The sequence below is a fragment of the Raineyella sp. LH-20 genome (genome assembly GCF_033110965.1).
GTDB lineage: Bacteria > Actinomycetota > Actinomycetes > Propionibacteriales > Propionibacteriaceae > Raineyella.
The window spans coordinates 2,694,628-2,717,077 of the sequence record NZ_CP137003.1 but is presented as its reverse complement, the minus strand read 5'-3'; the positions used below and the strand labels follow the sequence as shown (position 1 = coordinate 2,717,077).

Below are 22,450 nucleotides of genomic sequence, written 5' to 3'. Positions count from 1 at the left end.
CATGACGGCGGCGGCCGACACCGGGTGGTTCCGCACCGCGGTGTTCTACGAGGTGATGATCCGGAATTTCTCCGATTCCGACCACGACGGGATCGGCGACCTGGCCGGGCTCGCGGAGCGTCTCGACTACCTGCAGTGGTTGGGGATCGATTGCCTGTGGCTGCCGCCGTTCTTCCCCTCGCCCTTGGCCGACGGCGGCTACGACGTCCAGGACTACCGCGACGTGATGCCGGAGCTGGGCACTCTGGAGGACTTCCGCGGGTTCGTCGAGAAGGCCCACGAGCGGGGCATCCGGATCATCATCGACTTCGTGATGAACCACACCTCGGCGGCCCATCCGTGGTTCCAGGAGTCCCGGCGCGACCCGGACGGACCGTACGGCGACTACTACGTCTGGCGTGACCAGCCGGAGGAGTACCTCGACGCCCGGATCATCTTCGTCGACACCGAGGAGTCCAACTGGAGCTACGACGAGGTGCGCGGACAGTACTTCTGGCACCGCTTCTACAGCCACCAGCCGGACCTCAATTTCGAGAATCCCCGGGTGCTCGACGAGATGCTCTCCGCGCTGCGGTTCTGGGCCGACATGGGCATCGACGGGTTCCGGCTCGACGCGGTGCCCTACCTGGTCGAGGCCGACGGCACCGACTGTGAGAACCTGCCCGGCACCCATGCCCTCCTCAAGTCCGTCCGCAAGGAGCTGGACGACCACTACCCGGGGACGCTGCTGCTGTGCGAGGCGAACCAGTGGCCGCATGACGTCGTCGAGTATTTCGGCGAGGGGGACGAGTGTCAGATGGCCTTCCACTTCCCGGTGATGCCCCGGCTCTACATGGGCCTGCGGCAGGCCGACCGGACCTGCATCTCGGAGATCCTCGCCGACACCCCGGCCATCCCCGAGGGCTGCCAGTGGGGCACCTTCTTGCGCAACCACGACGAGCTCACCCTGGAGATGGTCTCCGACGAGGACCGCGAGTACATGTGGGCCGAGTACGCCCCCGACCCGCGGATGCGCTGCAACATCGGCATCCGGCGGCGGCTGGCGCCCCTGGTCGACGGGGACCACGCCCGGGTCCGGCTGCTGCACGCCCTGCTGCTGGCGCTGCCCGGCTCGCCCTGCCTCTACTACGGCGACGAGATCGGCATGGGCGACAACATCTGGTTGCACGACCGCGACGGTGTCCGCACTCCGATGCAGTGGCGGGACGCACACGGCGCCGGGTTCTCCACGGCGCCGGAGTCCGACTTCTACCTGCCGCTGATCGTGGACCCGACCTACGACCGGTCGACCGTCAACGTCGAGGCGCAGATGATGGATCCTGGCTCTCTGCTGCAGTGGGTGCGTGCCATGCTGGTGATCCGCCGCGCCCATCCGGTGTTCGGCACCGGCGACTTCACCGACCTCGGTGGGGAGAACCGGGCGGTCTTCGCCTTCCTGCGCCACGACGACGCCGAGACCGTGCTGTGTCTCAACAACCTCTCCCCCGAGCCGCAGCAGGTCACCCTGGATCTGTCGGCCTTCCGGGGGCGTACGCCGCGGCGGCTGGCCCGGGCCGAGGTCCATCCGCCGATCGGCGACGAGCCCTACACCCTGCAGCTGCCCGGCCACGGCTTCTCCTGGCTGGTGCTGGAGGAGGCCCCGGCCACGGTCCCGGTGTCGTCGGGAACACACCCGGAACCGGCCGTGACGCCTCGGCACCGCGCCGATGATGGGGAGACCGACGACGGGCGCGACCTCGAGGAGGTGGGACATGGCCGAGGGGTTCGCTGATCTCGCCCTCCGGGTGATGGCCGGGGCGCGGTGGTTCGCGGGGAAGGGACGGCCGGTCCGGGTGGTGCGGGTCCTTCCGCTGCCGTGGACGGTCCACCGCGACGATCCGGCCCCAGGGGCCCTGGTCGGGGTGCGCTCGGTGCTGGTGGTGGTCGCCCACGACGACGTCCACCCGGTCGCCACCGACACCTACCAGTTCCTGCTCGCCGTTCGCCGTCCCGGACCGGCGGAGGCACCGGGGGCGTACGGCCCGTGTCACGACACGTCGGTGACCGGCGCAGCCGACCCGCTGGAGGTCGCCGACGCCACCCGCGACCCCGAGGCGATGGCGGCCGTGCTGACGGCCTTGGCCGGGTCGGCCGCCCCCTCCGCCGGCCCGTCGGACCTCCACCCGTCGTCGGACACCGGCGCGATCCACCACCATCTGCTGGTGCCGCTGCCCGCCGCCGACCTCAGGCCGCGCCCGTTCACCGGCGAACAGTCCAACAGCTCGGTCTTCTACGGCGAGGCACTGATCCTCAAGGTGTTCCGCCGTCTGGAGATCGGCCACAACCTGGACATCGTCGTGCACGAGGCGCTGGGCCGCGACGCCGCCGGCGGCACCGCGGTGCTGTACGGCTGGTCCGAGGCCCGATGGACCGACGGGCGGCAGGTGCTCGGCGCCGACCTGGCGATGCTGACCGAGCGTTTCCACGACGCCCACGACGGCTGGCGGCTCGCCCTCGACGCCTGTGCGGCCGGCGCCGATTTCTCCACCGAGGCCGAGGCTCTGGGACGTACGCTCCGGCTGGTTCACGAGGGACTGGCCCGGCAGTTCCCCACCGAGGACCTCGACGGGGATGCGCTCGCCGCCGCGATGACCGAGCGCCTCGACACCGCGCAACGGACCGCTCCGGCGCTCCGACCGTACGCCCCCGCACTGCGGACCGCGTTCGCCGTCCTGGCCGGGCGCAGGGTCCCTGCCCAGCACGTGCACGGCGACTTCCATCTCGGCCAGGTGCTCCGCACCACCGACGGCTGGCGGGTGATCGACTTCGAGGGCGAGCCACTGAAGACGCTCGCGGAGCGCTGGGCGCCGGACTCCCGGTGGCGCGACGTGGCCGGGATGCTGCGCTCGTTCGACTACGCGTCCGCCGCGGCCCGCCCGGCATCCGCAGCCCTCGCACGGACCTGGCGGCAACGATGCCGTACCGGTTTCCTGTCGGGATACTGCGGCGGTCCCCCGGCCACGTCCGATCTGGCAGTCTTGCGGGCGTACGAAGCGGACAAAGCCGTCTATGAAGTCGTCTACGAGGTCCGCAACCGTCCCGACTGGGTGGAGATCCCACTCGCGGCGGTCGCCGAGCTCGCCTCACCGTCGTCCGACCCGAGCGGCGGACAGTCACCGAACCCTGAGGAGAAGTAGGTCATGCACGATTACTTTGGAGGGCTGACGGGGTGGGACCTGGAGGGGTTCCACCAGGGCGGCGACACCGAGGTGTGGCGCCGGCTGGGGGCGCACCTGTGCACCGTCGAGGACGACCAGCGCGGCACCCTGCACGGCACCCGGTTCGCGGTCTGGGCACCGAATGCCCAGCAGGTCCAGGTCATCGGTGACTGGAACCAGTGGCAGGGCGGTGCCGATCCGCTGCGGTTGATCCCCGGGACCGGCTGCTGGGGCGGCTTCGTGGAGGGCATCGGTGAGGAAGCGCTGTACAAGTTCCGGATCCTCGGAGCCGACGGCGAGTGGCACGAGAAGGCCGACCCGATGGCGCGCAAGGCCGAGGGCCCGCCGAACACCGCCTCCATCGTCGCGGTCGACAACTATCCCTGGCACGACCAGGGCTGGATGGAGAACCGGCCGAAGACCGAGCTGTGGCGCTCCCCGATGAGCGTCTACGAGGTGCACCTCGGCTCCTGGAAGCCCGGCCGGACCTACCAGGAGCTGGCCGAGGACCTGGTCGAGTACGTCAAGTGGCAGGGCTTCACCCACGTCGAGTTCATGCCGGTCGCCCAGCACCCGTTCTCCGGCTCGTGGGGCTATCAGGTCACCGGCTACTTCGCCCCGATGTCGAAGTTCGGCACCCCGGACGACCTGCGCTTCCTGATCGACCGGCTGCACCAGGCCGGCATCGGCGTGATCATGGACTGGGTGCCCGGTCACTTCCCCAAGGACGAGTGGGCACTCGGCCGGTTCGACGGCACCGCCCTCTACGAGCACGCCGACCCCCGGCTGGGTGAGCACCCCGACTGGGGCACCTACATCTTCAACTTCGGCCGCAACGAGGTGAAGAGCTTCCTGGTCTCCAACGCCCTCTACTGGCTGAGCGAGTTCCACGTCGACGGTCTGCGGGTCGACGCCGTCGCCTCGATGCTCTACCTGGACTACTCCCGCGAGGACGGGCAGTGGATCCCGAACCAGTACGGTGGCAACGAGAATCTGGAGGCCATCGACTTCCTGCGCTACGTCAACCGGCATCTGTACGAGCGCCAGCCCGGCTGCGTGATGATCGCCGAGGAGTCGACCTCCTTCCCCGGGATCACCAAGCCGGTCGACCAGGGCGGTCTCGGCTTCGGGTTCAAGTGGAACATGGGGTGGATGAACGACACCCTGCGCTACATCGAGCACGAGCCGATCCACCGGCAGTACCACCACAACAACATGACGTTCGCGATGGTCTACCAGTACTCGGAGAACTTCGTGCTGCCGATCAGCCACGACGAGGTGGTGCACGGCAAGGGGTCGATGTTCGGCAAGGTGCCCGGCGACGACTGGCAGAAGTTCGCCACGCTGCGTGCCTACTACTCGTTCATGTGGGCCCACCCGGGCAAGCAGTTGATCTTCCAGGGCTGCGAGCTCGGCCAGCGCGGCGAGTTCAACGACAAGCAGGGTGTCGACTGGCTGGCCCAGCCGCACTGGGGCCACCACGGCCTGCAGCAACTGGTCAAGGACCTGAACGCCGCCTACAAGGCCACCCCGGCGCTGTGGGAACTCGATCAGGATCCGGCCGGCTTCCGCTGGATCAACGCCGACGACGCCGCTGCCAACGTGTTCAGCTTCCTGCGGTTCGACCGCACCGGGAACGCGCTGGCCGCGGTGGTCAACTTCTCCCCCGTGCCGCACACCAACTACCGGATCGGGCTGCCGATGCCGGGTGCCTGGACCGAGATCCTCAACACCGACTCCCCGGCGTACGACGGCACCGGTGAGTGGGGCAACCTCGGCGAGATCCATACCGAGGAGATCTCCAACAACGGTCTGCGGCAGAGCGCCACGGTCGTCGTTCCGCCACTGGCCGCGGTGTGGTTCACCCACCGCGCGGCGAACATCATCGAGGGCTGAGCGGGCTGCGCGCCCCGCCGGCTTCGCGGGGTCGTCCACCGTACGCGTGGCCGACCCTGCGGCTCCGGCGCCGGTGTGCCTGCGGGCTTCCATAGGGCAGCCCCATGGAAGCCCGCGGGGACCCATCCTCGGGTCAGATCAGCTCAGTTCCGGGGCGATCAGTTCCGGGGCACGCGGCTCAGAACAGCGCGGTCGCCAGGTCGCGACGGGCCTTCACCAGCGCCGGATCGGCCGGATCGAGGGTCTCGAAGAGGTCGAGCAGGCGGCGCCGCAGCGGCTCCCGGTCGTCCCCGACGGTGGTCCGGATCAGCCCGATGATCAGGGCGAACGCCTCGGCGGCGCGGCCCTGCACCATCGCCAGATCGGCGGCGTCCAGCACCGCGCCGGCGTCGGTCGGATCCGCCGCCAGCCGTGCCTCGACCCCGGCCGCGTCGACCTGCCCGGCGCGCGCCCACAAGCCCGCCTGGACCTTGCCGAGCCGGGCCTCGCTGTCCGCCGGGTTGGCCCGCAGCAAGGCGTCGAAGGCCTCCTCGGCGGCCGCGAAATCGCCTCGGGCCACCGCCTCGTCAGCCTCGGTGTAGCGGGCGTCGCGGACCGGTGCGGTGGCCGGGTCGTCCGGGACGGCGATCGGCTCGGCACGCCCGGCGATCCCGTTCGCCAGCGCCGCCTGGAGCAGCTGGTCGATCACCGCAGCGATGTCGTCGTGCGGCAGGATCCCCTGGAAGAGTGGCACGGCCTGGCCGGCGAGCAACCCCACCACGGTCGGCACCGCCTGGATCTGCAGCGCGGCGGCGATCTGCGGGTGGGCGTCACAGTCCACCCGGGCCAGCAGCCAGCGGCCCTCGGCGGCGTTCGCCAGCCCGGCGAGGTCTGCCGCCAGCCGGTCGGTCCCCGGGACCCGCGACGAGGTCAGTTCGAGCACCACCGGGTGCTGCAGTGACCGACGGATGGTCGCCTCGAGGGTCGACTCGTCGACCTCCATGACCCAGGAGTTGCGGGTCCCCCGCCGACCGGAGGGCGCCGGCTGCTGGGCGAGGGCGGACAGGTCCACGGCTCCCGGACGGTTGAAGGTGGAATTGGTCATCGCTGTTCGGTGCTCCTCGTCGTCGGGTGCCTGCCCACGTGCTGTGGTCCGGTCCGGGTGTGCCGTCCCCGCCGTACGGCTCCGTGGGTCGTCTGCCGCGCCCAGCCTACTAGGGGCATGATGAACCCATGGCTCACGCACGCGCTGGTCAACCGGCCCTTCCGGAGGACCTCATCGACGTCGACAAGGTCCTGTCCGCCTACCACACGATCGCCCCCGATCCGACGAATCCCGACCAACAGGTCGTCTTCGGCACCTCGGGGCACCGTGGTGCCAGCCTCGACGGGGCGTTCAACGACGCCCACATCGCCGCCATCACCCAGGCGATCGTCGAGTACCGCACCGCCCAGGGCTTCGTCGGCCCGCTCTACCTCGCCAAGGACACCCATGCCCTCTCGCTGCCGGCGTGGCGCACCGCGATCGAGGTCCTGGTCGCCAACGGCGTGGACGTCCGTGCCGAGCAGGAGGACGAGTACACCCCGACCCCGGCGCTGTCCCGCGCGATCGTGGTGCACAACCGGGACAAGGGGCCGGACGAGCCTCCGGCCGACGGCATCGTGGTCACTCCCTCGCACAACCCGCCGCGGGACGGCGGCTTCAAGTACAACCCGCCGCACGGCGGCCCCGCCGACACCGACGCCACCTCGGTGATCGCCGCCCGTGCCAACGCCCTGATCGCCGATCCGTCGCCGATCAAGCGGATGCCGTACGACCAGGCGGCGCCGCAGGTGACCCGGTTCGACTACCGCACGCCCTACTGCCAGGACCTGGCCAGCATCGTCGATCTGGACGCGATCCGTACGGCCGGGATCCGGATCGGCGCCGACCCGATGGGCGGCGCGTCGGTGCAGTACTGGCAGTACATCGCCGAGCACCTCGGACTCGACCTCACCGTCGTCAACCCCGAGGTGGACCCGACCTGGCGGTTCATGACGCTGGACACCGACGGCAAGATCCGGATGGACTGCTCCTCCCCCCATGCGATGGCATCGCTGATCCGCAACCGGGACCGGTTCGACCTGTCCACCGGCAACGATGCGGACGCCGACCGGCACGGCATCGTCACCCCGGACGGCGGGCTGATGAACCCCAACGCCTACCTGTCGGTGGCCATCCAGTATCTTTACACGCACCGCCCTCAGTGGCCTGCCGACTGCGGCATCGGCAAGACCCTGGTCTCCTCGTCGATGATCGACCGGGTGGCCGAGGACATCGGCCGTACGCTCGTGGAGGTCCCGGTCGGCTTCAAGTGGTTCGTCCCCGGGCTGAGCGACGGCACGGTCGGTTTCGGCGGTGAGGAGTCGGCCGGCGCCTCCTTCTTGACCACGGACGGCAGCACCTGGACCACCGACAAGGACGGCATCCTGCTCGACCTGCTCGCCGCCGAGATCCTCGCGGTGACCGGGCGGACGCCCTCCGAGCTCTACGCGGACCTGGTCGCGGCCCACGGACGGCCGTACTACGCCCGCACCGACGCCGACGCCACCCGGGAGCAGAAGGCCCGGCTCAAGGCGCTCAGCCCGGCCGACGTCGCCGCCGACACCCTGGCGGGCGAGCCGATCACCGCCATCCTCACCGAGGCCCCCGGCAACGGCGCGCCGATCGGCGGACTCAAGGTGACCACCGAGCACGCCTGGTTCGCCGCCCGGCCGTCCGGCACCGAGGACAAGTACAAGATCTACGCCGAGTCGATGATCAGCGCCGAGCACCTGGCGCAGGTCCAGCAGGAGGCCCAGGCACTGGTGTCATCGGTGCTGTCGGCCTGACCCACCCCGCCGTCCGGTGGGTCGATCGCGCCGGGGTGTGCACTCATGGTAGGAACTGAGCCATGGTGCACATGCCCGGCGCGGGGCCTGTCGGGCCCGGCCGCCGTGCTGGCCTGCCGTCCCATGACCCACTGCCCCGGACCTGGGGCGATCTCCACGGCCACCTCTGGTGGTACGCCGTCCGGCGATCCGTCGACGGCGTGCTGCGACTGCAGTGCGTCGACCTGGCTGCCGCACTGACCTTCTACGCGGTGCTCGCCCTCGTCCCGGCCTTCATGGTGATGGTCGACCTGGTCAGCTTCGTCGGCATGGACGACCGGGTCGTCGACCTCATCCTGCAGGTGCTCTCCGCCGTGGCGCCGGCTGGCGTCGCGAGTGCCCTGGCCGCGCCGCTGCGCGGTTTCGCCGAGTCGTCCCTGCCGCCGCTCCCGCTGATCATCGTGGTGCTCTTCACGGTGGCGACGGCGAGTCTCTACCTGGGTGCGCTGGCCCGGATGCTCAACCGGGTCTACGAGGTGATGGAGGGCCGACGCCTGCTGGTGCTGCCGCCGTTGCAGTACCTCACCACCCTCGCGTTGGTGGTGGCCGCCTCGGTGAGCGCAGTGCTGCTGATCGCCGGCCCGGAGGCGGTCGGCGCGGTCGGCGGCCTACTCGGCATCCCCGACACGTCGCTGCGGATCTGGAACGCGCTGCGGTGGCCGGCACTGGTCGTCGTCTCGCTGTTCGCCGCGATGATCGTCTACCGTACGGCCCCCAACGTCCGGCAGGAGGGCGCCCGCTGGCTGGTCCCGGGCGCGGTCGTCGCGGTCGGGCTGGGAGCCGTCGCATCCTGGGCGCTCACCGAGTATGCGTCCCTCGCGTACGTTCGCCTCGACCTCAACTACGGCACGCTGTCGGGGATCATCGTGATGCTGATGTGGCTGTGGGTCTGCAATCTGGCGCTGATCATCGGTGGTGTGCTGAACGCGGAGCTCGCCCGGGCCCGGCGGCTCGCCGCAGGCCTGCCGGCGGAGGACGACCAACTGACGCCGCCGATCGACACCCGTCGGTCGACCGCGTTCTCGGGCCGGCGGCACCGGCTGGTGCTCGAGGGCCGGCGGCACCGGCTGGCCGGGCGGCGCTGACCGAGCAGGTTCCGCTGTCCGGGCAGGGGGCAGGATCAGGTGCCGTCGTCCTCGTCGACGACCGCGACCTTGAAGTCCTTGCGCAGGCCGGAGCGCTGGATCACCCGTTGGATGGTCAGGTCCCGCTCGTCGGGACGCGCGACGTAGCGGATGTCACGCAGGCCCTGGTCCTGCGCCGCCGACTCGAAGGTGAAGTGCCCGTAGCCGAGCAGTCGGCCGAGCAGCGGTTTGTGGACGCTGATGTCGAGGATCCGCGACATCGGGACGGTGGCGATCTGCTGGTTGAACACCCCGTGGACGCGGAAGACACGCATGTTGGTGATCACGAAGCGGTCCATGAACTCGACCTGGATCCGGTAGAGCCCGTACGTCGCCGGGACCAGCCCGACCAGCAGGAAGAACCACCACAGGTCGCCGACGTACGGCATCAGCAGGATGACCGCCACGCCCAGCAGCACGATCAGGACCGGCTTCACCATCACCACCCAGTGATGCATCACCTCGTCGATGACGACCTCACCCTCGTCGGAAATCAGGTGGTCGTCGATACGCGGATCGAGCACGCGATCCGCGAAGCCCCCGCGGCGCATCGCAGGGTCCCGCTCAGCCCTGGGTGAGGGCCGTGAAGAACGTGGCGATGGAGCCGAACAGGCCGAAGAACCCCCGAACGGCTGCCGCCGCCCCTTGGGGGTTGGTGAACAGGTAGAAGACGGCGAACGCGATGACCAGGACCAGCAGGACCTTCCTCACCCAATTCAGCACGTCGACCTCCGATCGGGACGAGGACATGGAGCGTCCCTATATCTACCGGATGCCGCCCTCTTCCTGGGAGCAACACGCCGGTCCGGCGTAGAATGAGCCAATTCACAGGACCGAGGGTCTTAGGCGCCCACAGTCTCACTGGTAACATTTTGATCAACGCACAGACGTGGCACACGCTCATCGCCTCGAGTCCGCCGAACGGGGGTGACCACCATGACTCTGACAGCACCGATCCGGCCACACGTCCGCTCGCGCCGCCCAGCGCCCCCACCCAGCGCCTGGGACCGCCTCGTGGAGCAGCGACTCTCCTTCGAGGCCACCCAGCAAGGCCTTCGGCTCACGAAGACCTGCGTCTCCACCCTCGCCGCCCCGTACTTCCTCTACGTCGTACGGACCAACCGCCTGCTCACCGCCTCCGAAGGTGGCATGACCCTCGACCAGGTCGCTCGCTACCTGTTCCGCTGACCCTCATCCACCCCTGAACCCGCACCGAGGACGCTGTTCGACAGCCGACTCGGTGTGGCATGTCCGGAGCCCTCACGCCGGACGTCGTCGGTGGATCAGAGATCCTCCAGGATCGCGTCGGCCGCGGCGTACGGATCGGTCTTCCCGTCGCGGACATCGGCCGCGATCGCGTCGAAATGCGCCCGTCCCTGACGAAGGAACCGGTGACGTACGTTGCCCAGCGCCAGCGCCTCGACCTCGGCGCGCGCCCGATCCAGCCGGCGCGCCTGCCAGGCCTCGGTCTTCTGGGCGTGCTCCTTGTGCTCCTGGATCTGGTCGACCAACTCGGCGATCCCCTCCCCCTGGCTGGCCACCGTCCGGACGATCGGGGGCTTCCACTCGTCGGGACCGAGCTTGGCCAGCGCGACCATGTTGCGCAGCTCGCGGATCAGTGCCTGGGTGCCGTCCCGGTCGGCCTTGTTGACCACGAAGATGTCGGCGATCTCGAGGATGCCGGCCTTCGCCGCCTGGATCCCGTCGCCCATCCCGGGAGCGTTGAGCACCAGCACGGTGTCCGCGGTCTGGGTGATCTCCACCTCCGACTGCCCCACCCCGACCGTCTCCACGATCACTGTGTCGAAGCCGGCGGTGTCGAAGACCCGCAGCGCCTGGGGCGCCGCCGCGGACAACCCGCCCAGGTGACCACGGGTCGCCATCGACCGGATGTAGACCTCCGGGTCGAGGGAGTGCTTCTGCATCCGGATCCGGTCGCCCAGCACTGCCCCGCCGGAGAACGGCGAGGAGGGGTCGACCGCGAGCACGCCGACCCGCTGGCCGCGGGCGCGCAGCTCGCTCACCAGCGCCGAGGTGCTGGTCGACTTGCCGACACCCGGCGACCCGGTGATGCCGACGATGTGGCAGTGCCCGGTGTCGGGGGCCATCAGCTCCATCGCCTCACGCAACGACCCGGAGTTGTTCTCGATCAGCGTGATGAGACGTCCCAGGGCCCGAGGCTTGCGCTGGCGGGCTCCTGCGATGAGCTCGGGCACGGTGGGCTGGGTACGGGCCACGGGGCACGTCCTTCCGGTGTCGCGTACGAAGGTGGGGTGATCGTCGCCAGCCTAGTCCGCCCGCGGTCGGCGGCCCCGGGACCCCCCGGGTCGGACATGACGCGCGCTGTGGAAAGCTTGGAGACATGAGCGAGTCATCTGTTGTATCCGACAACAAGGACATCTTCCTGTGCGTCGACCATGTCGGCTACGCGGTCCCCGACATGGAAGCGGCCATCAAGCTGCACACCGAGGTCTTCGGCTGGCACGTGGTCTTCCGCGGCAAGAACGAGGAGCAGGGCGTCGAGGAGGTCATGCTGGCGACCAACGGCCACGACTTCACCGACCGTGACGCCGAGATCCAGCTGCTGGCGCCGCTGACCGAGGAGTCCACCATCGGCAAGTGGCTGGCCAAGAACGCCGGCCGTGGTGGCATCCAGCAGGTCGCCTACCGCGTCGCCGACGTCGAGAAGGCCGCCGAGATCCTCACCGCCCGCGGCGTGAAGATGCTCTACGACGCACCGCGGCACGGCACGTACGGCTCGCGGATCAACTTCTGCCACCCGAAGAGCACCGGCGGCGTGCTGCTGGAGCTCGTCGAGCGCCCGGCGGAGCCCGAAGGCTTCCTGCCCATCGCCTGAGCGGGCCTCGGCCCGACACCCCGATGAACCACCGCCCGGCACCGGCCTCCTGCGGCCACCGCGCGGTGGTTCGTCGTTTTGTCCCCGGCGCTGGGTAGCCTGGGGACCAGTCGCCCACGTACGGACAGGAGACACCAGTGCCAGCGGACAACGAGGGACTCGACCTCTTCGATGAGACCGCCAGCGCGGTGGGAAGTTTCCCCACCGCCGCCTGGGGCGGATACAACAAGACGTCGGTGGACGAGTACCTCCGCTCACTGGAGGCGCAGATCGCGGATCTCAAGCGCATCCAGCGGGAGTTGCGCCGTACGGTGGACCAGCAGCGCTCCGAGCTGGACCGGCCGGTCCAGATGGACTTCACCAACCTGGGCACCCACGCCACCCAGATGCTGTCGACCGCTGAGGCGCAGGCCCGCGAGATCACCGACCGGGCGAACTCCCAGGCCGAGCAGATCCTCGCCGAGAGCCGCCAGCACGCCGCCGACATCCGCAACCATGCCGAACGCGACGCGGAGGACCTGCGGACCACCACGCTGGCCGAGGTCCGCCAGCTGCGCGACCGCTGGGAGGCCGAGACCCAGCAGATCCTGGCCACCACCCGGACCGACGTCGACGCGTTGGTCGCCACCGCACGGCAGCACTCCGCCGACGTCACCGGTCAGGCCGATGCGCAGGCCGAACTGGTGCGCTCGGGCGCGGAGATCGAGGCGAAGTCGATCGTGGCCGAAGCCGAGCGGGCCGCCCAGGAGAGCCGTGACGCGGCGGTTGCGTCGGCCCGGGCGACCGTCGAGGCCGCCGAGGAGCAGGCCCGGAGCACGATCGCCCGCGCCGAGGAGCAGCAGCGGACCATCGTGGCCGAGGCCAGCGCCCGGGCCGCCGCGCTGCGGGACGAGGCCCGCGCCGAGTCGTCGCTGCTGCAGAACTCCGCGCGTACGGAGGCCGCTCGGCTGCGCGACGAAGTGACCGAGGAGGTCCGGGCCATCCGCGCCGAGCTCGCCGACGAGCGGGAGAAGACGCTGACCGCCCTGATCCAGGAGAAGGAGCGGGTGCAGGAGCAGACCGCGCGGATGCTCGCGGATGCGACGGCCCGCCACGAGGCGTTGATCGGCTCGATCGCCGAGGAGACCGAGCGCGCCCAGCGACTGCGGACCGACGCGCTCGCCGAGGCCGAGCAGGTCAAGGTGCTGGCCGCCCGGGAGGGGCAGCAGGTGGTCAACCAGGCCCACAAGGAAGCCGAGATGGCGAGCCTGACGGTCGCCGACCGGTGGGCCGAGCGGCAGAGCCGGCTGCGCCGGGAGACCGACATGCTCGCCCAGCGCAAGCACGCCATCCTGGCCCAGCTGTCGAACCTGTCCACCCTCGCCGGCACCACCGCGGACGACTTCCCGGACATGGAATTCGGCGCCCTCGACGAGTTGAGCCGCGATCCGGTGATCGAACTGCCCGCCGAGACCGACGAGCCGGAAGTGGCCGAGGAGGCGACCGTGGTGCTCGACCGGGAGACCGCGGAACGCCTGGCGGCCGCCGCGCCGGCACCGGTGGGACCCGGCGAGTCGCCCGAGGCTGCCGAACTGACCACGCGGATCCAGCGGATCGAACCGACCACCGCGACGGAGTCCACCGACCCGGCTGCCCCGACCGCTGAGGACGCGACCACCGAGGACGCTCCCACCGACGAGGTCCCCGCCGAGGACGCTCCCACGCAGATCCGTCCGGTCACCGACGACGCCCCCACCGCGGTCCGCCCGATCCCGGCAGCAGGCGACGGGTCCGCGACCCGCTGAGCCGTCCGGCCGGGATCGGCGATCCGGGCCCCGGCGGCCCAGGGTCAGCCAGCGGTACGTCAGAACAGCCGTACGTCAGAACAGCCGTGCGGTCAGAACAGCCGGTCCTCGGCGTGATCCATGCCGCGCAGGGCGTCGTAGTCGACCGTCACGCAGCTGATGCCACGGTCCTCGGCCAGCACCCGGGCCTGCGGCTTGATCTGCTGGGCCGCGAACACGCCCTCGACGTGCCCGAGCCGCGGGTCGCGGCGCATCAGCTCCAGGTAGCGGGTGAGCTGCTCCACTCCGTCGATCTCCCCGCGCCGCTTGACCTCGACGGCGACGTACGCCCCGTCGGCGTCCTTGCACAACAGGTCGACCGGTCCGATCGCGGTCGGGAACTCGCGCCGGACCAGGGACCAGCCGGTCCCGAAGGTCTCCGGGTTCTCGGCGAGCAGTTCCTGGAGGTGGGCTTCGACGCCGTCCTTCTGCAGGCCGGGATCGACGCCGAGTTCGTGCTCGCTGTCGTGGAGGATCTCCGCAATCGCGATCTGCAGCCGCGACGGCTCCTTGCCGGCACCGCGTACGGTCCACACCTCAAGGATCTCGTCGTCGAAGTCCTCGACGACGGCGGCCTCGTCCTCCTCGGCCTCCCGGACCGTCATCGTGCAGGGAGCACTCATCCAGTTCAGCGGCTTGTACGCCCGGTCGTCGGCGTGCACCGACACCGATCCGTCCGCCTTGATCATGATCAGCCGATTCGCCATCGGCAGATGGGCGGTCAGCGCCCCGGAGTAGTCGACCTGACAACGAGCAATCACCAAACGCACCGCTTCACGCTACCTGACTATGCTGGGCCGCGACATCCGAGCGTGCTGGGAGGACCATGAAGCGGCGGCCGAGCAAACACCTGCGAGCGCCGCGCCCGCTGGGCAGCAGTCACGCGCGCGAGGACCGCAAGGCCGACGGCCGGTGGGTGGTCCGGACGATGGCCGGGCAGAACGCCGTGAAGAGCTATCGGTGCCCCGGCTGCGATCATGAGATCCGGCCCGGCACGCCCCACCTCGTCGTCTGGCCGCACGACCCCGTGCCCGGGGCCGACAGTGCCGTGGCCGAGCGCCGGCACTGGCACACCGCCTGTTGGAGCCGCCGCCCATGAGCACCGTCCCGTCCCTGTTCTCCATCGGCTTCGGCGCCGAGGGGCCCCTGGTGGTGTTCTGCCACGGCCTGCTCGGCCAGGGCCGCAACTTCGCCCAGATCGCCAAGCACATGGGCCTGCACGGTGCACGGACCCTTCTGCTGGACATGCCCAACCACGGGCGGTCGCTGTGGACCGAGCACTTCGACTACCTGCAGACCGCCGACATCCTCGCCGACTGGCTGGCCGATTCGACCGAGGTCGGCGGCGAGCCGGTCACCCTGGTCGGGCATTCGATGGGCGGCAAGATCTCCATGTTGGTGGCGCTGCGCCACCCCGAGCTGGTCGAACGGCTGGTCGTCGCCGACATGTCCCCGGTGGCCTACACCGGTCATCGCCAGTTCCAGGACATCATCGCGGCGATCCGTACGATCGACCTGGACCGGCTGCCCGACCGGCAGACCGCCTCCGAGATCCTCCGCCCGCTGCTGCCCGACCGCGGGATCCGCGAGTGGGTGCTGCAGAATCTGACCCGCACCGGCCGCTCCTGGTCCTGGCTGCCGAACATCGCCGTGCTGGCCGCCGAACTGGACCGGATCCTCGGCTGGCCCGAGGGGGTCGACGGGTCCTGGGACGGCCCGACGCTGTGGATCAAAGCGGCGAACAGCGACTATGTGCTGCCCGAGTACGCGCCGATCATGCGTCGGTACTTCCCGGCCACCCGCCAGCTGACGATCAAGGACTCCGGCCACTGGGTGCACACCGAGCAGCGCGAGGTCTTCACCGCCGCCGTGGAGCGATTCGTGGCGCAGCCGGCCCGCTCGGTCGCCCCGCGCTGATCGCTGCCGATCGATCGGGGCGTACGGCGCTCTGCCGGGCGGGGGCTCTGCCGGGCGGGGGCTCTGCCGGGCGGGGGCTCTGCCGGGCGGGGGCTCTGCCGGCGTACGGCGATCAGCCGAGGCGTACGGCCGTGATGGCGGCGAGGTTGTTCGGGCGGCCGGTGCCGTCCCCCCACGAGCCGTCCTGGCCCTCAGCAGCGATCTTGGTGACCACGCCGGTCGAGGCCTCGTCGAGGTGGCCGAAGACGGTGTAAGCGGGCGGCAGCGGGGAGTCCTGGTAGACGAGGAAGAACTGCGAGCCGTTGGTGTCGGGGCCGGCATTGGCCATCGCCACGGTGCCGGCCGGATAGACGGCCTTCGGATCCACCTCGTCGGCGAAGCGGTAGCCCGGGCCGCCACCCCCGGTGCCGGTCGGATCGCCGCACTGGAGCATGAACAGGCCGTTGTCGGCCAGCCGATGGCACCGGGTGCCGGTGTAGAAGCCCTGGCTCGCCAGCGACTCGACACTGTTCACCGTGCAGGGCGCCTGGGCGCGGTCCATCGTGATGGTGACGTTGCCGACGGCGAACGACAGAGTGACGGCCGTCGTGCCGTCCGCCGGTGCACTCGCCTCCGGTGGATCCACCGGACGGGCCGGCTCGCCGTCGCGGCGATACGCACAGGTGACCGTACGCTCCCCGTCCGAGGACGACGCGCCGCTCGGGTCGACCGAGGCGACGTCACGCGGCAGGCCGGTCGCCGATGGGGCCGAGGCCCCCGGCGCGGACGGGGCGCAGCCGCTCGCCGCCATCACCAGTCCGCCCACCGCCGCCACGACTCCGAGCCTCCGGAACGATCGAGCCCGCATCTGTCCACCCTCTCACCCAGCTCACAGCACGCCACGTACGGCCCACAGGAATCTATCCTGCCCATCCCCTAGGCTGGCCGCATGGTCAACCTCAATCGCATCTACACCCGCACCGGCGACGCCGGCCGGACCCGGCTGTCCGACATGTCCTGGGCCGACAAGACCGATCCGCGGGTGATGGCGTACGGCGATGTCGACGAGGCGAACGCCATCATCGGGGTGGCGCTGGCCACCGGCGGCATGCCCGACCGGGTCGCCACGGTGCTCCGGCGGGTGCAGAACGAGCTGTTCGACGTCGGGGCCGATCTGTCCAACCCGCTGACCGAGCACCCCCGCTACGCGCCGCTGCGGATCGAGCAGGCCTCGATCGACCAGCTGGAGGCCTGGTGCGACGAGTTCACCGAACAGCTGCCCTCCTTGGCGTCCTTCATCCTCCCCGGCGGCACCCCGGCGGCGGCCCAACTGCACCAGGCCCGTACGGTCGCCCGTCGCGCGGAGCGGAGCGCCTGGGCCGCGGTCGCGACGTACGGCACCGAGGCGGCTCCGGACGGGTCGGAGACCGCCGGCGGGATCAACCTGTTGGCGGTGACCTACCTCAACCGGCTGTCCGACCTGCTCTTCATCCTCACCCGGGTCGTGAACGGGGAGTCCGGCGACATCCTCTGGGTGCCCGGTGGCGAGCGCGTCCCCGAGGACCGGCGGGCGCTGCGTCGCCGGGCCCGGATCACCGAGCATGCCAACGCCCTGGATGAGCAGCGGCCGACCGATGTCCCCGCGGCGCAGGAGCCCACCGAGCAGGGCCCCACCGGCGAGGACGACTAGGAGCCGGAGGTGACCCCGGGGGGCATCTGCGGCCGACGGTGCCCCATCCCCGGGGGCGCGGCCTCCAGCCAGCTCAGCACGGCCATCACTGCGGCGGGAGCCATCGCCAGGTCCCAGACGGCCGTTCCGCCGCCGATCTTGCGGCTCAGCGGGACGACCCGGTAGTCGGCGAACTCCGAGGAGGGTCCGATACCCTCCAGGGGACGGCTGGGCAGGGCGATCGTACGATCGCGAGGAAAACGTTGTCGCGGCGAGAAGGACAGGCCGAAGTCGGGATACCACCACAGCTCCTCCCCCCGGAAACGACAGACTCCGGACACCCAACGGGTGCCCGGAGTCGCGGATTCGAGGATCATGCTGCAGTCGAAGGCGCCTACCGCGCGGACCAACCAGATCCGGCGTGCCAGCAGAAGCAGGACAGGGATGGCCAGTACGACAAGCGCCACGAGGCAGAACTTGAGGATGGCCAGAAACATGGGCACATTCTACTGATGCCCGTGCCGATCCAGAACTCCCGGACTGGATGCCAGCACGGATCGGCCGGGACAGATCCCCGGCCGACCCGTGACAGGTCAGACTGCGAGCTCGGGGCTCGCCTGGCCGGTGTACTTCTCCGCGGCGCGCACCTGGGCGCGGGCCCGGTTGAAGTGCTGGCGGGTGGCCTCGTCGTCGGACTCGTGCTCCATCCGCTCGCGAGCCGCCGCGTACTCCTGCTCGGCCTCGTGCTGGTCGATCTCGTGGCCGAGGCGGGCGAACGCGCTCAGCACCGAGACCCGGCCCTGGGCGACGGAGATGAATCCGCCGTCCACGGCCACGACCTCACGATTGCCCTCGAGGGTGAAGATCTCCACGGCGGACGGCTGCAGCAGCGCGACCAGCGGGGAGTGACCGGGAAGGATGCCGATGTCGCCCTCGACGGTGCGCGCGATGATGTTCACCGCTTCGCCCGACCAGATGCTGCGCTCGGCCGAGACAACCTCGACGTGGAGGGTGCTCGTGGCCATCGCTCAGCCTTCCTTCTTCATCTTGTCCCAGGCGCGGTAGACGTCGTCCATGCCACCGACGTTGAAGAACGCCTGCTCGGGGATGTGGTCGACCTCGCCGTCGCAGATCATCCGGAAGGACTCGACGATGTCGGGCATCTCCACGGTCGAGCCGGGCACACCGGTGAACTTCTCGCCGGTGTAGGTGTTCTGCGACAGGAACTGCTGGATCCGCCGGGCCCGGTTGACGGTGATCTTGTCCTCTTCGGACAGCTCGTCGATACCGAGGATGGCGATGATGTCCTGCAGCTCCTTGTTGCGCTGGAGGATCTGCTTCACCCGGGTGGCCACGTCGTAGTGCGCCTGGCCCACGTACTGCGGGTCGAGGATGCGCGACGTCGAGGACAGCGGGTCCACGGCCGGGTACAGACCGCGCGAGGCGATCGCCCGGCTGAGCTCGGTGGTGGCGTCCAGGTGGGCGAAGGTGGTCGCCGGGGCCGGGTCGGTGTAGTCGTCGGCCGGCACGTAGATCGCCTGCATCGAGGTGATCGAGTGACCACGCGTCGAGGTGATCCGCTCCTGCAGGGCGCCCATCTCGTCGGCCAGGTTCGGCTGGTAACCCACCGCGGAGGGCATCCGGCCGAGCAGCGTCGACACCTCGGAACCGGCCTGGGTGAACCGGAAGATGTTGTCGATGAAGAGCAGCACGTCCTGGCCCTGGACGTCGCGGAAGTACTCCGCCATCGTCAGACCGGACAGGGCGATCCGCAGACGGGTGCCCGGCGGCTCGTCCATCTGGCCGAAGACCAGGGCGGTGTCCTTGAGCACGCCGGCCTCGTCCATCTCCATGATCAGGTCGTTGCCCTCACGGGTCCGCTCGCCCACACCGGCGAACACCGAGGTGCCACCGAAGTTGTGGGCGATGCGGAAGATCATCTCCTGGATCAGCACGGTCTTGCCCACGCCGGCGCCGCCGAACAGGCCGATCTTGCCGCCCTTGACGTACGGGGTGAGCAGGTCGAGCACCTTGATGCCGGTGTAGAGCTGCTCGGTCTTCGACTCCAGCGCGTCGAACGGCGGCGGGTCACGGTGGATCGGCCAGCGCTCGGTCACCTCGAACGAGGCCGGATCGACGTTGAGGACGTCGCCGGTCACGTTCCAGACCTTGCCCTTGGTGACGTCGCCGACCGGCACCGAGATCGGCGCGCCGGTGTCGGTGACCTCCTGGCCGCGGACGATGCCGTCGGTCGGCTTCAGGGCGATGGCGCGCACGGTGTTGTCACCGATGTGCAGCTCCACCTCGAGGGTCATCGTCTTCTTCTCGCCCATCACGTCGACCTCGAGGGTCAGCGCGTTGAGGATCTCCGGCATCGCGTCCGGCGGGAACTCGACGTCCACGACGGGGCCGATGACACGCACGACGCGGCCGGTGGCGCCGGGCTTCACCTCGGCGTTCTGTTCAGCAATCGCAGTCATATTTCTCACTCACTCGCTCTCACGCGCTCTCGGACAGCGCGGCGGCGCCACCCACGATCTCGGTAATTTCCTGGGTGATCGCCGCCTGGCGTGCCTGGTTGGCTTCGCGCGTCAGGTTTCGGATCAGTTCGTTGGCGTTGTCGGTGGCCGACTTCATGGCCGCCTGACGTGCGGCCAGCTCGGAGGCCGCCGCCTGCATCAGCGCGTGGTAGACACGGTTGCCGATGTACAGCGGCAGCAGGGTGTCGAGGACACCCTCGGGGCTCGGCTCGAAGTCGAACGGATTCTCGACCCGGTCCTCCTGGTACACCGGCGCGTGGTGCAGCTCGGTCATCAGCGCACCGCTCTCGGCCCGCTCGGCCGCCTCCTCCTCGGAGACCACCTCCAGCGGGAGCAGCCGGATGATCTGCGGCACCTGCTTCACCCGCGACACGAAGCGGGTGTAGACGAGGAAGATCTCGTCGACGCCACCCTCCTCGGTCGGGGTGAGGAAGGCATCCAGCAGCACCCGGGAGATGGTGTCGGCGTCCCGATAGGTCGGGGCGTCGGAGAAACCCTCCCAGGACTGCTTGATCGTCCGCTGGCGGAACTCGTGGAACGCCACACCCTTCTTGCCGGTGATGTAGGTCTCCATCTCCCGGTGGTGCTTGACGGTGAGGTAGTGCCGTACGGACTCCCCCGCCTTCAGGACGTTGGTCGAGTAGCCACCGGCCAGCCCTCGGTCGGAGGTCACCAGCAGCACGGCGGACCGCTTCGGGTGCTCCAGCTCGGTGAGCAGCGGGTGGTCCAGGTCCGGGCGGCTGGCCACGGCCTGGATCGCCCGGGTCAGCTCGCGGGTGTACGGGTCGGCAGCCTCGGCGGCCTGCTGGGCCTTGCGGATCCGCGCCGCGGCGATGAGCTCCATCGCCCGGGTGATCTTCTTCGTGGTCTGGACCGACCTGGTCCGATCACGGAGTTCGCGAAGGGTAGCCATCTCAGGCCTTCTTCACGACGATCTGCTCGTGCTCCACGTCCTCGTCGCCGATCTTCTTCGGCTCCGGCTCGGTGCCCAGGGGCTTGCCCTCGCTGGTGCGGAACTCCTGACGGAACCCTGCCAGCGCCTGCTCCAGGCCGGCCTTGGCCTCGTCGTCGAGCTTGCCGCTGTCGCGGATGGTGGTCAGCAGTGCGGTGTTGCGACCCAGGTACTCGAGGTACTCCTTCTCGAAGCGGAGCACGTCGGCGACCGGGACCTCGTCCAGCTTGCCGGTGGTGCCGGCCCACACAGAGACGGCCTCCTGCTCCATCGGGTACGGCGAGTACTGCTTCTGGCGCAGCAGCTCGGTGAGGCGGGCGCCGCGCTCCAGCTGCCGCTTCGTCGCATCGTCGAGGCTGGACGCGAACATCGCGAACGCCTGCTGGTCGCGGTACTGGGCCAGGTCGATCTTCAGGGTGCCGGAGACACCCTTCATCGCCTTCGTCTGGGCCGCACCACCGACGCGGGACACCGAGATGCCGACGTCGACGGCGGGGCGCTGGTTCGCGTTGAACAGGTCGGACTGCAGGAAGATCTGGCCGTCGGTGATCGAGATCACGTTGGTCGGAATGTAGGCCGAGACGTCGTTGGCCTTGGTCTCGATGATCGGCAGACCGGTCATCGAGCCGCCGCCCAGCGCGTCGGACAGCTTGGCGCAACGCTCCAGCAGGCGGGAGTGCAGGAAGAACACGTCACCGGGGTAGGCCTCGCGGCCCGGGGGACGACGCAGCAGCAGCGACATGGCGCGGTAGGCCTCGGCCTGCTTGGTCAGGTCGTCGAAGACGATCAGGACGTGCTTGCCCTGGTACATCCAGTGCTGGCCGATGGCCGAACCGGCGTACGCGGCGATGTACTTGTAGCCGGCCGGGTCGGACGCCGGGGCGTTCACGATGGTGGTGTACTCGAGGGCGCCGGCCTGCTCCAGCACGCCGCGCACCTCGGCGACGGTCGAGCCCTTCTGGCCGATCGCGACGTAGATGCAGCGCACCTGCTTCTTCGGGTCGCCGGACTGCCAGTTGGCCTTCTGGTTGATGATCGTGTCGATGGCAATGGCGGTCTTGCCGGTCTTACGGTCACCGATGATGAGCTGGCGCTGGCCACGGCCGATCGGGGTCATCGAGTCGATGGCCTTGATACCGGTCTGCAGCGGCTCGCGGACCTCCTGGCGGTCCATCACGCCGGCGGCCTGGATCTCCAGGGCACGACGGCCCTCGATGCCGGTGATCTCGCCCAGTCCGTCGATCGGGTTGCCCATCGCGTCGACGACGCGACCGAGGTAGCCCTCGCCGACCGGGACGGACAGCACGTCGCCGGTGCGGCGTACGGTCTGGCCCTCGTCGATGCCCTCGGACGAACCCAGCACGACGACACCGATCTCACGCGCCTCGAGGTTCTGGGCGACGCCGAGCGTGCCGTTCTCGAAGCGCAGCAGCTCGTTGGCCATCGCCGAGGGCAGGCCCTCGACGCGGGCGATGCCGTCGCCCGAGGTGACCACCGTGCCGACCTCTTCACGAGAGGAGGTCTCCGGAGTGAATTGCTGGACGTACTGGTCCAGTGCGTTCCGGATCTCCTCCGGACGAATAGTAAGTTCCGCCATCTTCTGCGTC

Annotated in this window: 20 protein-coding genes and 1 pseudogene; 10 read left to right on the top strand and 11 right to left on the bottom strand. The window is 69.7% G+C overall.

The features are described from left to right. Position 1: 1 nt before the first annotated feature. The 3 genes from treS to glgB are packed head-to-tail and all read left to right on the top strand — an operon-like array spanning position 2 to position 5,093. The gene (gene treS / locus R0146_RS11945; protein ID WP_317689962.1) at positions 2-1,771 is read left to right on the top strand and encodes a maltose alpha-D-glucosyltransferase; all 1,770 of its coding nucleotides are present in this window, start codon (positions 2-4) and stop codon (positions 1,769-1,771) included. Continuing rightward, positions 1,752-3,176 carry a maltokinase N-terminal cap-like domain-containing protein gene (locus R0146_RS11940; RefSeq protein WP_317689960.1) on the top strand — a complete coding sequence of 475 codons (1,425 nt, stop codon included), beginning with the start codon at positions 1,752-1,754 and terminating at the stop codon, positions 3,174-3,176. Before treS ends, R0146_RS11940 begins: the two co-directional genes overlap by 20 nt. A gap of 3 nt (positions 3,177-3,179) precedes the next feature. Next, entirely contained in the window at positions 3,180-5,093 is a 1,914-nt protein-coding gene (gene glgB / locus R0146_RS11935) for a 1,4-alpha-glucan branching protein GlgB (RefSeq protein WP_317689958.1), read from the top strand. A gap of 178 nt (positions 5,094-5,271) precedes the next feature. Here the strand turns inward: glgB and R0146_RS11930 are convergent, their stop codons facing one another. Then, a complete protein-coding gene (locus tag R0146_RS11930; protein WP_317689956.1) occupies positions 5,272-6,177 on the bottom strand; it encodes a tetratricopeptide repeat protein in 906 nt (301 codons plus the stop codon). A gap of 128 nt (positions 6,178-6,305) precedes the next feature. Here R0146_RS11930 and pgm point away from each other — a divergent pair, with 128 nt between their 5' ends. Both pgm and R0146_RS11920 read left to right on the top strand, forming a co-directional pair. Next, a complete protein-coding gene (gene pgm / locus R0146_RS11925) occupies positions 6,306-7,943 on the top strand; it encodes a phosphoglucomutase (alpha-D-glucose-1,6-bisphosphate-dependent) (RefSeq protein ID WP_317689954.1) in 1,638 nt (545 codons plus the stop codon). A gap of 62 nt (positions 7,944-8,005) precedes the next feature. Continuing rightward, positions 8,006-9,067 carry a YihY/virulence factor BrkB family protein gene (locus R0146_RS11920; RefSeq protein WP_317689952.1) on the top strand — a complete coding sequence of 354 codons (1,062 nt, stop codon included), beginning with the start codon at positions 8,006-8,008 and terminating at the stop codon, positions 9,065-9,067. Between the two features lie 35 nt (positions 9,068-9,102). On the opposite strand, the gene R0146_RS11915 is transcribed toward R0146_RS11920, so the two are convergent. Then, positions 9,103-9,630, bottom strand: a complete 528-nt coding sequence (locus R0146_RS11915; RefSeq protein ID WP_317689949.1) for a PH domain-containing protein — start codon at positions 9,628-9,630, stop codon at positions 9,103-9,105. 40 nt (positions 9,631-9,670) lie between these two features. Then, a complete protein-coding gene (locus tag R0146_RS11910) occupies positions 9,671-9,856 on the bottom strand; it encodes a hypothetical protein (RefSeq protein WP_317689946.1) in 186 nt (61 codons plus the stop codon). 264 nt (positions 9,857-10,120) lie between these two features. On the opposite strand from R0146_RS11910, the gene R0146_RS11905 reads away from it, so the two are divergent. Next, complete coding sequence (locus R0146_RS11905; protein ID WP_317689944.1) at positions 10,121-10,294, top strand: hypothetical protein; 174 nt, start codon at positions 10,121-10,123, stop codon at positions 10,292-10,294. Positions 10,295-10,389: 95 nt separating this feature from the next. Here the strand turns inward: R0146_RS11905 and meaB are convergent, their stop codons facing one another. Beyond that, on the bottom strand, positions 10,390-11,343 hold the full coding sequence (meaB, locus tag R0146_RS11900; RefSeq protein WP_317689942.1) for a methylmalonyl Co-A mutase-associated GTPase MeaB: 954 nt from the start codon (positions 11,341-11,343) through the stop codon (positions 10,390-10,392). Positions 11,344-11,468: 125 nt separating this feature from the next. Here meaB and mce point away from each other — a divergent pair, with 125 nt between their 5' ends. Together mce and R0146_RS11890 are read left to right on the top strand one after the other, a co-directional pair. After that, positions 11,469-11,963, top strand: a complete 495-nt coding sequence (gene mce, locus R0146_RS11895) for a methylmalonyl-CoA epimerase (RefSeq protein WP_317689940.1) — start codon at positions 11,469-11,471, stop codon at positions 11,961-11,963. A 137-nt stretch (positions 11,964-12,100) separates the two neighbouring features. Further along, positions 12,101-13,747, top strand: a complete 1,647-nt coding sequence (locus tag R0146_RS11890; RefSeq protein ID WP_317689938.1) for a DivIVA domain-containing protein — start codon at positions 12,101-12,103, stop codon at positions 13,745-13,747. Positions 13,748-13,839: 92 nt separating this feature from the next. On the opposite strand, the gene nucS is transcribed toward R0146_RS11890, so the two are convergent. Further along, positions 13,840-14,556 (bottom strand): endonuclease NucS, encoded by a 717-nt coding sequence (gene nucS / locus R0146_RS11885; RefSeq protein ID WP_317689936.1) that lies wholly within the window; start codon positions 14,554-14,556, stop codon positions 13,840-13,842. A gap of 325 nt (positions 14,557-14,881) precedes the next feature. Here nucS and R0146_RS11880 point away from each other — a divergent pair, with 325 nt between their 5' ends. Beyond that, on the top strand, positions 14,882-15,703 hold the full coding sequence (locus R0146_RS11880; RefSeq protein ID WP_317689934.1) for an alpha/beta fold hydrolase: 822 nt from the start codon (positions 14,882-14,884) through the stop codon (positions 15,701-15,703). 112 nt (positions 15,704-15,815) lie between these two features. On the opposite strand, the gene R0146_RS11875 is transcribed toward R0146_RS11880, so the two are convergent. Then, positions 15,816-16,550 (bottom strand): peptidylprolyl isomerase, encoded by a 735-nt coding sequence (locus R0146_RS11875; RefSeq protein ID WP_317689932.1) that lies wholly within the window; start codon positions 16,548-16,550, stop codon positions 15,816-15,818. Positions 16,551-16,631: 81 nt separating this feature from the next. Here R0146_RS11875 and R0146_RS11870 point away from each other — a divergent pair. After that, positions 16,632-17,240, top strand: a pseudogene (locus tag R0146_RS11870) (cob(I)yrinic acid a,c-diamide adenosyltransferase); the annotation flags it as partial. A 128-nt stretch (positions 17,241-17,368) separates the two neighbouring features. On the opposite strand, the gene R0146_RS11865 reads toward R0146_RS11870, so the two are convergent. The 5 genes from R0146_RS11865 to atpA form a co-directional block, all read right to left on the bottom strand. Continuing rightward, positions 17,369-17,848, bottom strand: a complete 480-nt coding sequence (locus R0146_RS11865; RefSeq protein ID WP_317689930.1) for a DUF2550 family protein — start codon at positions 17,846-17,848, stop codon at positions 17,369-17,371. 96 nt (positions 17,849-17,944) lie between these two features. Then, on the bottom strand, positions 17,945-18,376 hold the full coding sequence (locus R0146_RS11860; protein WP_317689928.1) for a F0F1 ATP synthase subunit epsilon: 432 nt from the start codon (positions 18,374-18,376) through the stop codon (positions 17,945-17,947). 3 nt (positions 18,377-18,379) lie between these two features. Beyond that, positions 18,380-19,831 (bottom strand): F0F1 ATP synthase subunit beta, encoded by a 1,452-nt coding sequence (atpD, locus tag R0146_RS11855; RefSeq protein ID WP_317689925.1) that lies wholly within the window; start codon positions 19,829-19,831, stop codon positions 18,380-18,382. Positions 19,832-19,850: 19 nt separating this feature from the next. Then, a complete protein-coding gene (locus R0146_RS11850) occupies positions 19,851-20,804 on the bottom strand; it encodes a F0F1 ATP synthase subunit gamma (RefSeq protein WP_317689923.1) in 954 nt (317 codons plus the stop codon). A gap of 1 nt (position 20,805) precedes the next feature. Next, positions 20,806-22,440, bottom strand: coding sequence for a F0F1 ATP synthase subunit alpha (gene atpA / locus R0146_RS11845; RefSeq protein ID WP_317689921.1), 1,635 nt, complete (start codon positions 22,438-22,440; stop codon positions 20,806-20,808). Positions 22,441-22,450: the final 10 nt, after the last annotated feature.

What these genes read in the sequence shown, in the direction of transcription:
- treS (WP_317689962.1), top strand. Translation starts at nt 2, where the DNA reads ATGACGGCGGCGGCCGACACCGGGTGGTTCCGCACCGCGGTGTTCTAC.
- R0146_RS11880 (WP_317689934.1), top strand. Translation starts at nt 14,882, where the DNA reads ATGAGCACCGTCCCGTCCCTGTTCTCCATCGGCTTCGGCGCCGAGGGG.
- R0146_RS11875 (WP_317689932.1), bottom strand. Translation starts at nt 16,550, where the DNA reads ATGCGGGCTCGATCGTTCCGGAGGCTCGGAGTCGTGGCGGCGGTGGGC.
- R0146_RS11860 (WP_317689928.1), bottom strand. Translation starts at nt 18,376, where the DNA reads ATGGCCACGAGCACCCTCCACGTCGAGGTTGTCTCGGCCGAGCGCAGC.
- R0146_RS11940 (WP_317689960.1), top strand. Translation starts at nt 1,752, where the DNA reads ATGGCCGAGGGGTTCGCTGATCTCGCCCTCCGGGTGATGGCCGGGGCG.
- R0146_RS11930 (WP_317689956.1), bottom strand. Translation starts at nt 6,177, where the DNA reads ATGACCAATTCCACCTTCAACCGTCCGGGAGCCGTGGACCTGTCCGCC.
- R0146_RS11850 (WP_317689923.1), bottom strand. Translation starts at nt 20,804, where the DNA reads ATGGCTACCCTTCGCGAACTCCGTGATCGGACCAGGTCGGTCCAGACC.
- atpA (WP_317689921.1), bottom strand. Translation starts at nt 22,440, where the DNA reads ATGGCGGAACTTACTATTCGTCCGGAGGAGATCCGGAACGCACTGGAC.
- atpD (WP_317689925.1), bottom strand. Translation starts at nt 19,831, where the DNA reads ATGACTGCGATTGCTGAACAGAACGCCGAGGTGAAGCCCGGCGCCACC.
- R0146_RS11910 (WP_317689946.1), bottom strand. Translation starts at nt 9,856, where the DNA reads ATGTCCTCGTCCCGATCGGAGGTCGACGTGCTGAATTGGGTGAGGAAG.
- pgm (WP_317689954.1), top strand. Translation starts at nt 6,306, where the DNA reads ATGGCTCACGCACGCGCTGGTCAACCGGCCCTTCCGGAGGACCTCATC.
- R0146_RS11920 (WP_317689952.1), top strand. Translation starts at nt 8,006, where the DNA reads ATGGTGCACATGCCCGGCGCGGGGCCTGTCGGGCCCGGCCGCCGTGCT.
- R0146_RS11865 (WP_317689930.1), bottom strand. Translation starts at nt 17,848, where the DNA reads ATGTTTCTGGCCATCCTCAAGTTCTGCCTCGTGGCGCTTGTCGTACTG.
- glgB (WP_317689958.1), top strand. Translation starts at nt 3,180, where the DNA reads ATGCACGATTACTTTGGAGGGCTGACGGGGTGGGACCTGGAGGGGTTC.
- mce (WP_317689940.1), top strand. Translation starts at nt 11,469, where the DNA reads ATGAGCGAGTCATCTGTTGTATCCGACAACAAGGACATCTTCCTGTGC.